This window comes from Collinsella sp. AF11-11, from assembly GCF_003465485.1.
Classification (GTDB): domain Bacteria; phylum Actinomycetota; class Coriobacteriia; order Coriobacteriales; family Coriobacteriaceae; genus Collinsella.
In genome coordinates, this window is sequence record NZ_QSAS01000024.1 from 1 (window position 1) to 10,898 (window position 10,898).

A 10,898-nucleotide genomic window follows, 5' to 3' on the forward strand; every position below is an offset into this window, starting at 1 on the left:
AGACTTTGTCCGGGGAAGTTCGCGAAGCCCACTTCCCCGGACAAAGTCTCCCCGCCCGGAGGCGGCCCCAGCGCGAGACCGTCCCGGATGCCTACTTACTCGTTGTCGCCCACGGTCATTTGCGTTGCGGAGAGCGCGCCGTCGGCAGCGGTTGCAGCTGCGGCGTCGGGCCAGACCCAGTCGGTGAAGGCCGGGTGATCGTAGCCCTCATCGCACGCGAACTCGAAGGCCTCGGTGCGGAATGCCTCCCACTTATCAATCTGCTCCGCAAACTTATCGGCGTCGACCAGGCGCAGCACGTCGGCGGCCAGTGCCCAGCGGTCCATGTTGTTCAGGCGCAGCATGTCGAACGGCGTTGTCGTGGAGCCTTTCTCCTCGTAGCCGTGGACGCGGAAGGCATCGTGGCCGGGGCGGTTCCAAATCAGACGGCGAATCGTGCCGGCATAAGCGTGGAACGCGAAGAGGACGGGCTTCTCGCCGCAGCCGAACAGCTCAGCCCAGCGCTCGTCGCTGAGAGCCTGGTCGTTCTCGCAGACGTTCTGGATCTTGAGCAGGTCGACCACGTTGACGAACCATACCTTGATGCCCAGCTCGCGCAGCATATCGGTTGCGGCCAGAGCCTCGAGCGTCGGCACGTCACCGCACGTGGCGACCACGACGTCGGCCTCGGCGAGCGAGTCGGCGGTCGATGCCCACTCCCACGTCGCGACACCCTCGGCAAGCTCGGCGCAGGCCTCGTCAACCGTCTGGAAAGTTGGGGCGGGCTGCTTGCCACAGAAGATGGCGTTGACGCAGTCGGTGGACTGGTAGACGCGCTCGGCCACGGCAAGCGCCATGTTGGCGTCAGCCGGATAGTAGGCATTCACGATATGCGTATCGTTTGCCTTGTTGAGCAACAGGTCGATAAAGCCGGGATCCTGGTGAGAGAAGCCGTTGTGGTCCTGGCGCCAGACATGGCTCGACAGCAAAATGTTGAGACCGCTGATGGGGGCACGCCACGGAATCTCGCGCTTGGTGGCCTCGAGCCACTTGCAGTGCTGGTTGACCATGGAATCGACCACGTGAACAAAGCTCTCGTAGGAGCTCCACACACCGGAGCGGCCGGTAAGCACGTAGGCCTCGAGGAAGCCCTCGCACTGGTGCTCGGAAAGCTGCTCAACGACCTTACCGGAGCCGGCGAGCAGCTCATCGTTGGCATCGTCCTCGTAGAAGCCGGCGTCCCACTGCTTCTTGGTCACCTTGTAGGCAGCCTGCAGGCGGTTGGACGCGGTCTCATCGGGGCCGAAGATGCGGAAGTCCTCCATGTTCTTGGCCAGAACATCGGCAGTGTACTCGCCAAAGACGCGTGCGGCCTCGGTGGAGCCCCAACCGTGACCCTTCTCGGCGACGGGAACCTCGTGGGCGTGGATATCGGGCAGCTCGAGCTCGCGACGCACCTTGCCGCCGTTCGCGTTGGGATTGGCGCCGATGCGCAGCTCGCCGGTCGGCATAAAGGCCGTCACCTCGGGGCGCACCTGGCCCTCGGGCGTAAAGAGTTCCTCGGGCTTGTAGGAGCGCAGCCACTCACGCAGCACGCGGAAGTGCTCATGGGTGTCCTTAGCGCTCGCCAGCGGCACTTGATGGGCGCGCCAAGAGTCCTCGGTCTTCTTGCCGTCGATCTGCTTGGGGCAGGTCCAGCCCTTGGGCGTGCGGAACACGATCATGGGGTAGGCTGGGCGGACCACGGTCTCGCCCGCGGCAGCCTGGGCCTGTGCGGTAGCCTTGATGTCGCAAATCTCGTCAAAGACCTGCTCAAACAGGGAGGCGAAGCGCTCGTGGATGCTCGCATGGCTCTCGTCGTCAAAGCCGGCGACAAAGAAGTGCGGCTTGTAGCCCATACCCTCGAAGAACTTGGCGAGCTCCTCGTCGGACACGCGGGCAAGGATGGTGGGGTTGGCGATCTTGTAGCCGTTGAGGTGCAGGATCGGCAGGACGATACCGTCGGTTGCCGGGTTCACGAGCTTGTTGGACTGCCAAGAGGTCGCGAGCGGGCCGGTCTCGGACTCGCCGTCGCCCACCACGGCCACGGCCAGCAGGCTCGGGTTGTCCATGACGGCACCGTAGGCGTGGCTAAGCGTGTAGCCGAGCTCGCCGCCCTCGTGGATGGAGCCGGGCGTCTCGGGCGCAAAGTGGCTCGGAATGCCGCCGGGGTAGGAGAACTGGCGGAAGAACTTCTGCAGACCGGCCTCGTCATTGGTGATGTCGGGGCGGATCTCGCGGTAGGTGCCATCGAGCAGCGACTGGGCGGTGCCGGCGGGGCCACCGTGACCCGGGCCCATCAAGAAGATGGCATTCTGGTTGTGGTCGGCAATGAGGCGATTGACGTGACCGAACAGGAAGTTGATGCCAGGCGTGGTGCCCCAGTGACCGACCAGGCGGTGCTTAACGTCCGGACGACCAAAGTCGCGCGTCTCGCCGGTCTTCTCGTCGACAAAGTCGGAGCGCATCAGCGGGTTAGAACGAAGGTAGATCTGGCCGACGGACAGATAGTTCGATGCACGCCAATACAGATCGACGCCCTCGAGCTCGGAAGCCGGTACCTCGTGGCCCAGCTTTTGCCACGGCGTTCCCAGAGTTTTAGCCATTGTTTATGTCCCTTCGCTGCGCGGTCGCCCTCCGATACGGCAACCATTCGTTGGGACCAGTATATTTGCTAAAACGTTTTATCACGGTGAAAAAACGTTTTATCATCTGTATTGATCGTACGGAACGACAAAACGCAACATTCACCTGCGACATTGTCTGTCACAGGTACTCCACATTCGATTTCTACGAATTGGTAAACGTGTTTAGTTGTGTTTAGTAAGCTCGAGCACGCTGTCCTTTACGATGAGCGCCGGCTCCAGAACGACCTCCTCGGCACGCCTGCCGCCCCTACCGGCAAGACGCTTGGACATGCAGCCAAAAGCATGCTCGGCAAGCACGCCCGGATCCTGCTCAATCGCGGTCAGCGCCGGCTCAAAGAGAACGTCGGCAGCCGAGTTATCGTAGCTCACCACCGAGATATCGCCCGGGATGCTCTTCCCCATCTCGTGCAGGCGCTTGAGCAGACCGAGGGCAATGTTGTCCGAGCTTGCGAACACGGCGGTGGCATCGGTTGCAAGCACCGCCTCCGAGGACTCGTATGCGCTCGGAATGTAGTACTCGCTCTCAAACTCCAAGCGTGCATCGATAGGCAGGCCAACCTCGCGCAGCGCGCGCTCGTAACCGGCGAGTCGTTTGCGGCCCGTATTGGAGCGACGCGCGTTAACCAGACAGGCGATGCGGCGATGACCCTGCTCAATCAGATACCGCGTGGCCATGTAGCCGCCCATCTCGTGGTCGAACATCACCTTGTCGCACTCGAGCCCCTCAATGGCGCGGTCGACCATCACGGCAGGGATAGGCAGATGGCTCACTTCCTCGCGCAGGGCGCGATCGTCGGAGAACTCGTCACCCACGACCAGAAAGACGCCGTCGACGCCGCGTGTCACCAGCTGGCGCAGCAGTTCCAGATCGTCATCGGCGCTTCCGCCCGAGCTGGTAATAAAGAGCGCGTAACCGTCCTCGCGACAGCGCTTTTCCAAGCTGCCGGCGAGCGAGGCAAAAAAGCGGCTCTCGATATTGGGAACGATAAGGCCCAGCGTGCGCGACTCGCGCATGACCAGGCTGCGCGCGATCTGGTTAGGAACATAGTGGTTGCGCGCCGCAACCTCCTTGATGAGCTTGCGGTTTTCTTCCGAGATGCGACAGGGCCGATTATTGAGAACAAGCGAGACCGACGAAGGGGAAAGCCCCACCTCCTGGGCGATCTGCTTGAGGGTGACTTTGTTGGCCATCTCGCTCCTTCCGGGTTTACGCGCAATCTCTTGAAAGTATAGCGACTGCCCCTCTACCTCGGTGATAAACACTTTACCAATCCGGTGGACGGCTGTTTTATCGCCGCCAACGCACCAAATCCGTCCAGGTGGGGTATATTGCAATCGATTGATGACAACAACCACCATAAGGCGGATATTCGTATGCACGAGAATGACTTTTTTAACGAGGACCTGCTCTGCGCGCTCGCCGGTGTTGCCGGCGAGGACAACGTGCTCATGAGCGAGCCCATGCGCGAGCACACCACGTTTAAGATCGGCGGCCCGGCCGATGTCTTTGTCACGCCCGATACCGAGCAGGGACTCGTCGCCACGCTTGACACCTGCTACCGCTGCGATCTGCCGCTCACCATCGTGGGCAACGGCTCCGACCTGCTCGTCGGTGACAAGGGTGTCCGCGGTGTCGTCGTGGCACTGGGCGAAGGCCTCTCCGACATTACGGTCAACGGCACGCACGTCACGGCAGCAGCCGGCGCCTTGCTTTCCGATGTCGCCGCGACGGCAGCCGAGGCCGGCCTCACCGGCATGGAGCCCATCTCGGGCATCCCCGGATCGGTCGGCGGCGCCTGTTATATGAACGCCGGCGCCTATGGCGCCTGCATGGCCGATGTGCTGGAGTCTGTGCGCGTCTACAAGCCCGCCCGCATGCTCGACGACGGCACCCGCGGCAGCGGCAACATTATTGAGTTCGATGTCGATGAGCTCAACCTGGGCTATCGCAAGAGCCGCATTGCCGACGACGGTTTCGTCGTGCTTTCGGCCACTTTCAATCTCGCCCCGGGCAACGCCGCGATGATCAAGGCCGACATGGACGACTACCACCAGCGCCGCGAGGACAAGCAGCCGCTCGACATGCCGAGTGCCGGCTCCACCTTCAAGCGCCCCGAGGGCTACTTTGCCGGCAAGCTCATCATGGACGCCGGCCTGCGAGGACACGCCATCGGCGGCGCGCAGGTGAGCGAAAAGCACTGCGGCTTCATCGTCAACGCCGACCACGCCACCGCCGCCGATGTCGACGAACTCATCCGCCACATCCAAACAACCGTCAAAGACCAATTCGACGTAGACCTAGAACCCGAAGTCCACCGAGTAGGCGAATTCCTCTAATAAAAAAGAAGGCCCCGAAAGGGGGCTTCGCCATCTTTATATCAGGCAACCAGTCCGGTGTGTCGCGCTTTGAACCCGAAAGGTCCGGGACTGCGGGCGAGGCATAAGGTTGGTCGCGAGTTCCGCACGCAAAGAAGGCCACTTAATGTGGCCTTCGTCTTGCGCAGGACTGTAGAGCAGGCAACCTTATGCCTCGCCCGCAGTCCCGGACCAACCAGCTTCAAGCCGCAGTTACGACAGCGCAATACCGCCAAGCCAGCCCCAACGCACGCCCGACCCAGTGCCATAGAAGCTAATAAACGAATCAAGCGACTTAGACGTAATGGCGCCCTCGTTGCTCATTACGATGCCGCCGCCAACGTAGATACCCACATGACCGTAGATAAGGCCCGGAGCACCCGTGCCGCTGTGCGAGGAATCGGCCACGATCATGCCCACCTGCAGCGCCGAGCGGTCGGAGCTATAGCACCAGGCGTTGAACATGTCACACGCGTTGCCGCCAAAATAGCCCACGCCGGCATTGCGGAAGACATTGGTAACCCACGCCGCGCACCAGTTCTGACCCGGCGAAGGCGTGGAGTAGCACGCGTTGACGACGGCCTGCTGCTTGCCCGAGCCGGCATTCTGCTGCGGAGTTCCGGGCGCATACGATCCACCGCCCGAGCTCGAACCACCCGAGTAGGAATTGTTCTTGTTCGCGGCGGCCGCGGCAGCGGCGGCCTTCCTAGCGGCCTCCTCGGCCTGGGCGGCAGCGAGAATCTCGGAATCGCGCTGAGCCATGAGCTCCTTGACGTCGTCGGAAAGACCGTTCAGCACGGTCTGGACTTCTTGCTGCTTGGCCTGCATATCCTGCATCTGAGCCGTCTGCTGGTCCTTGAGTTTCTCCAGGTTGGCCTTTTGTGCTTCGAGCTCGGTCTTCTGCGCGTCGAGCTCAGCCTGAATCGTCTGGATATCCTCGATGGCATCGCGGTCGCTCTTGTTGATCTTCTCAACGTAATGCGCGTTGGCGACGAGTTCCTCAAACGAGCCAGAGGCCAGCAGCAGCGACAGGATGTTCGTACCGCCGGACTTGTAGCTGGCGGCCACGCGATCGGAAAGGTCGTTGCGCTTCTTCTTGAGCTCGGCCTTCTTTTCATCGATCTGGGCCTGCGTGTCGTCAATCTTGCCCTGGACATTCTCGATGTCGTTGAGGGTCTGGGCATTCTTGTTGGCGAGCGCCGCGTACTCATTGGCAATGCTGTCGAGCTGAGCCTGGACCTCGTCGAGCTGGGCCTGGGCGGCATTCAGTTTGTCGGTGGTTTCTTGACTGGCCTCAGCCGCATGGGCGCGGGCGGGCAGGCCAAAAAGAACAGCCGCAGAAGCGGCGCCGAAAAGAGCCTTAAGGGCAGTGCGGCGCGAAAGCTCCTGCGTAAAGATGGAATCGTTGTTTGGTGACATATGTACTCCGTTACATGCTTATTTATATGTCGCTCAACTCAAACATATTAACGCACATCGCGCTTGTCCCAACTATTTCCACGAACGGCTGGAAAAGCATGGTCAGCGGCTCGCAAATACGTCCCACACCAAAGGTAAGGATTATGCAAATAACACCCTATGAGTACGTTAACATCAATCCTCTGGTTTTCCTGCCCCGCGTGTTTTGGGCGCCCCCAGCTGCGCTATACTCCCCTCAAGAAGTGTTCCTGATTCGATAGGAGACTACATGTCCAAAGCACTCGACCCCAAAGACACCTGCGTCCTCGTTACCGGCGGCGCCGGCTTTATCGGCTCGCACACCGTCGTTCAGCTGCTCGAGGGTGGCTACCAGGTTGTCGTCGTCGATGACCTCTCCAACTCCAGCGCCGTTGCCATCGACCGCGTCAAGACCATCGTGGGCGACGAGGCCGCCAAGAACCTCACCTTCTACGAGGCCAACGTGCTCGACCGCGATGCGATGAACAAGATCTTCGATACCCACCAGATCGACCGCGTCATCCACTTCGCCGGCTTTAAGGCCGTTGGCGAGTCGGTGAGCAAGCCCGTCGAGTACTACCACAACAATATCGAGAACACCCTGGTGCTCATCGATGTCATGCGCAACCACGGCTGTAAGTCCATCATCTTCTCGAGCTCTTCGACCGTCTACGGCGATCCGGACAATCCGCCCGTCACCGAGGAAGACCCCAAGAAGCCCGCGACCAACCCCTATGGTTGGACCAAGTGGATGATTGAGCAGATCCTCATGGACGTCCACACCGCCGACCCCGAGTGGGACGTCGTGCTGCTCCGTTATTTCAATCCCATCGGTGCCCATCCGTCGGGCCTGATCGGCGAGGACCCCAAGGGCATCCCCAACAACCTGGTGCCCTACGTCGCCCAGGTCGCCGTCGGTAAGCTCGAGGCCGTTCAGGTCTTTGGCAACGACTACCCCACCCCCGACGGCACCGGCGTGCGCGACTACATCCACGTGTGCGACCTGGCATCCGGTCACGTTGCCGCCCTCAACTGGATGAACGGCAAGACCGGCGTCGAGATCTTTAACCTGGGCACCGGCACCGGCACCTCGGTACTCGAGGTCGTCGCCGCCTTCTCCAAGGCCTGCGGCAAGGAGCTGCCCTACGTGATTCGCGAGCGCCGTGCCGGCGATATCGCCGCCAACTGGTGCGATGCCTCCAAGGCCGAACGCATGATGGGCTGGAAGGCCCAGTACGACATCGCGGACATGTGCCGCGACAGCTGGAATTGGCAGAGCCATAACCCCAACGGCTTCGCCGACGCCGAGTAGCCACTCCCCCGTGCTAGGTTTTGTGGCATGCCTCAAAACCTAGCACGCGACATGCTCGGCACATGCCGCTTCCTGCATGGGTAGATTTCTAGACATGTCCCAAAAATCTACTGGCCCCGGCCTCCAATGTGAGGTCGGGGCTTTTTAGGAACTCGTTCTCGAGCTCGAGCTCGCGCATGCACTTGCGGCCGCCGCGACCGGGTGGTTGGTCAGCTCCTTCTTCCTGACCGTCACCCATCTTCCCAGGGTCTTCTCGTTGATGCCGAGGTCGGCTGCCACTTGGGCGATGGGCTTCCCCGACGCGGCGGCGAAGTCTGCGGCCTCGGCGCGGTACCCCGCTGTGTAGGAGGGCCCGTCTGCCATGACTGACACTCCTTTCTTTTTGGCGCTGAAACGATTATCGCCGCTCAACGCCATTCCTCTAAGTCAAGTGTCCTTGAATACGATACAGTTCAAATGGACGAGGAGAATCTGGCGCTCCTCTCGATGAGCCCGGAGAGGTCCCTGGTCGTCACCTTCCCCCGCGCGAACGCGAAGCGGACGGCGGCGAGCCATGTCCTCACCGCGCGTTCCATTTAGGGAGTCCTCGAGAAGTCGATCTCTCTGTGCGATAATCGAGCTATTGAGTCTCGCGAGTTTAGAGCTGGTGATATGCATTGAAAATCAAGATGAAAAACATCGGCAGGGTCGCTGAGGCCGATATCGAGATTAATGGTATTGCCGTGATCGCCGGGGAGAACGGGACGGGGAAAAGCACGGTTGGAAAAGCGCTTTATGCGGCCTTCAACAGCATGTCCGATTCGGAGAACAAAATCGACCGCATGAGGCGCAATAGTGTTGAGCGCGCCATCAGGAAGGCATATGTGGGAAGCCCTCTCGACTCCACGTCTCGCCACAGGCGAACTGCTGGAAGAATGAATAGTTTCATCGACAGGGTTTTTTCGGGCGAGTGCACGAGGGACGAGCTTATTGATGAGATAAAGGAGTATTACGGGGAGGAGATCTCCCGTGAGATCGAATCCGATTTCACGAATGGCGTAGCAGGAGTTGCCGATCAGATTATCGAGATCATGGATATCTCCGATGATGAGGTATTTCGTGCGATTGCGACAAACAGGTTCCGAAGCGAGTTCAACGGCCAGATCAATTCGGTTTTCGGCGAAGAGCCCGGGAAGGTCGAACTCCAGATAAAGGACGCATCTACGGTTTTCTCGGTTGCAAGTGACGAGGTGGCGGAGGTGCACGATAGGAGGGTTTTGCGATTCAGGGCGCATTATCTGGACGACCCGTTCCTGATCGATTCTCTCGGAGGACCCTACGGCCCCGCTTTTCGGTTCAAGCCCCTCCTTGGACACCAGGAGGAGCTGCGGCAAGATTTGATTCAGGCGACCATCCGTAACGATGACAGCGAGTCCTCGCTGTTCGAAGAGATCGCGAAGGAGCGACACCTGAAGGTTCTCATGGACAAGGTTTCCTCCTTATGTCCGGGGCATTTCGAGAGGAGCGAAAGTCGCGGTCACCTTACGTATCTCGAAGAGGGCTTCGCTCGGGGGTTGGAGCCTGGGAACCTTTCTGCTGGCTTGAAGACGTTCGCCATCATGAAGGTGCTCTTGAAGTCCGGCGCGCTAGATGCCGGAGGGACTATTATCCTCGATGAACCCGAGATTCATCTTCATCCTGCATGGCAGCTGGCCTTCGCCGAGATAATCGTGCTGCTCCAGAAAGAGCTCGGGATGCACGTCTTAATGAGCACCCATAGTCCATATTTCCTGAATGCGATCGAAGTGTATTCTAAGAAGCACGCTGTTGATGGATTGTGCTCATATTATCTTGCGGAGACCTGCACTGATGGACGCTCTCGCTTTGCCGATATAACCGGCTCGACTGAGGTCGCCTACGAGAAGCTGGCGGCTCCTTTTGATACGCTTGAGAGGGAGGAGTACGGCCTTGAGTAGCGACCTGTGCGCCTCCTGCCCTCATCCGAACTCTCCCGCGGTGCCAGATGGCAGCGATGGTTGCTCCCGTTGCAGGACCTGTATCCTAAGGGACTGCACGTCGACCATCTCCAAAACATCCAGAGACGGGAGCGTCTCTCTTGTGGATGACGATTTGCCTGTTGTCAATTTTGACTCTGTTAAAGAATGCTACTGCAAGAAGGTCAATAGGTGGATGCAACTCCCGCGCTCCGCCGATGCGCTGTATTGCGATCGGGAAACGTTATATCTAGTCGAATTTAAAAACGGCAGTCTGAAGGAGACGCTGGGGAAGAGGCTCAATCCCAAGGATGACGAAGAGCTTGGTATCAATCTTGGCCAAAGGGACGCCCTCATCGAGAAGTGCAAGGACAGCGTTTTGATCTGCTCGGACCTGTGGGGAAAGAGGACGAGATGGTTTCGCGAGCACTGCGTCTTTGTTTTGGTATACAACGAGGACAAGAACAAGACCGCGTTGAAGCGGGTTGCCAGCTCGATTAGGAAAAAAGCGCGTTTTGGGCTTCCTGACAAATTGAAAGGTTTTTGCGTGAAGGATGTCTTGACGCTAACCGAAAAGGAGTTTTCGACATCGCTCCTTTCAACTTGGCGAGACGCAGAAGAAATCGCGGAGGTCGACGCGTAGGAGACCGAAAAGCATCCGGTGGCTATTTGCTCCCGATATCGATCGTTCGTCTGCAGTCGGTTTTCTTTCCGCTGCGCCCGCCAGTTTGCGATGAGTCGCGCACCGTGTGAAGCTCAACACGGATGAAATACAAATATAATCCCCCCTTGCACTGTGTTGATAAATATTGCTCGTCGAACTCATCTGAACTGGGCTTTCTTGCATAGAACTGCCTGAACCTGAGCGTTTTCGGGTATCGCATTGCCCGATCGAGCACCATCGCGACCTTCTCAAGCTTGTCCTCGGGCGGACTCATAGCCACAGCCCCGCATGTCGTCCCGGTTGGAGCCGGGATGAGCCCTCAGGAAGCACTGCATGAAGTAGCGCATCCGGTTCACGGGCCCCAGCGGGTTCTGGCCGTCGGGAACGCCCTTGAGCAGCTTCGCGTTGTAGTGCTGGCTCTTCAGTGACAGATTGTTGACGGGAGCCGTGTGGCGCCCGGCTCCATGTCGTGGATGAGCGTGGAGCCGGGC

Annotated in this window: 10 protein-coding genes and 1 pseudogene; 4 read left to right on the plus strand and 7 right to left on the minus strand. The window is 59.5% G+C overall.

The window, feature by feature from the left end; translation table 11 throughout:
• Positions 1–95: 95 nt before the first annotated feature.
• Together DWV58_RS09425 and DWV58_RS09430 are read right to left on the minus strand one after the other, a co-directional pair.
• Positions 96–2,624, minus strand: a complete 2,529-nt coding sequence (locus DWV58_RS09425; protein WP_117776918.1) for a phosphoketolase — start codon at positions 2,622–2,624, stop codon at positions 96–98.
• 204 nt (positions 2,625–2,828) lie between these two features.
• On the minus strand, positions 2,829–3,857 hold the full coding sequence (locus tag DWV58_RS09430) for a LacI family DNA-binding transcriptional regulator (RefSeq protein ID WP_117776919.1): 1,029 nt from the start codon (positions 3,855–3,857) through the stop codon (positions 2,829–2,831).
• 183 nt (positions 3,858–4,040) lie between these two features.
• On the opposite strand from DWV58_RS09430, the gene murB reads away from it, so the two are divergent.
• Complete coding sequence (gene murB, locus DWV58_RS09435; RefSeq protein WP_117776920.1) at positions 4,041–5,003, plus strand: UDP-N-acetylmuramate dehydrogenase; 963 nt, start codon at positions 4,041–4,043, stop codon at positions 5,001–5,003.
• A gap of 231 nt (positions 5,004–5,234) precedes the next feature.
• Here murB and DWV58_RS09440 read toward each other — a convergent pair whose 3' ends face one another.
• Positions 5,235–6,440, minus strand: coding sequence for a hypothetical protein (locus tag DWV58_RS09440; protein ID WP_117636049.1), 1,206 nt, complete (start codon positions 6,438–6,440; stop codon positions 5,235–5,237).
• 268 nt (positions 6,441–6,708) lie between these two features.
• On the opposite strand from DWV58_RS09440, the gene galE reads away from it, so the two are divergent.
• Complete coding sequence (gene galE, locus DWV58_RS09445; protein WP_117564856.1) at positions 6,709–7,770, plus strand: UDP-glucose 4-epimerase GalE; 1,062 nt, start codon at positions 6,709–6,711, stop codon at positions 7,768–7,770.
• Positions 7,771–7,858: 88 nt separating this feature from the next.
• Here the strand turns inward: galE and DWV58_RS09905 are convergent, their stop codons facing one another.
• Complete coding sequence (locus DWV58_RS09905; protein ID WP_158556525.1) at positions 7,859–8,008, minus strand: hypothetical protein; 150 nt, start codon at positions 8,006–8,008, stop codon at positions 7,859–7,861.
• 14 nt (positions 8,009–8,022) lie between these two features.
• Positions 8,023–8,187: pseudogene (locus DWV58_RS10180) on the minus strand (hypothetical protein); the annotation flags it as partial.
• A gap of 251 nt (positions 8,188–8,438) precedes the next feature.
• Here DWV58_RS10180 and DWV58_RS09455 point away from each other — a divergent pair.
• Positions 8,439–9,725 (plus strand): ATP-binding protein, encoded by a 1,287-nt coding sequence (locus DWV58_RS09455; RefSeq protein ID WP_117584252.1) that lies wholly within the window; start codon positions 8,439–8,441, stop codon positions 9,723–9,725.
• A 142-nt stretch (positions 9,726–9,867) separates the two neighbouring features.
• Positions 9,868–10,386, plus strand: a complete 519-nt coding sequence (locus DWV58_RS09460) for a hypothetical protein (protein WP_124786586.1) — start codon at positions 9,868–9,870, stop codon at positions 10,384–10,386.
• Positions 10,387–10,408: 22 nt separating this feature from the next.
• Here DWV58_RS09460 and DWV58_RS09465 read toward each other — a convergent pair whose 3' ends face one another.
• Together DWV58_RS09465 and DWV58_RS10050 are read right to left on the minus strand one after the other, a co-directional pair.
• Positions 10,409–10,681, minus strand: coding sequence for a hypothetical protein (locus DWV58_RS09465; RefSeq protein ID WP_117584251.1), 273 nt, complete (start codon positions 10,679–10,681; stop codon positions 10,409–10,411).
• Positions 10,656–10,898 (minus strand): hypothetical protein (locus tag DWV58_RS10050; protein ID WP_233539257.1); only part of this gene is annotated, 243 nt, incomplete at its 5' end. The genes DWV58_RS10050 and DWV58_RS09465, both read right to left, overlap by 26 nt.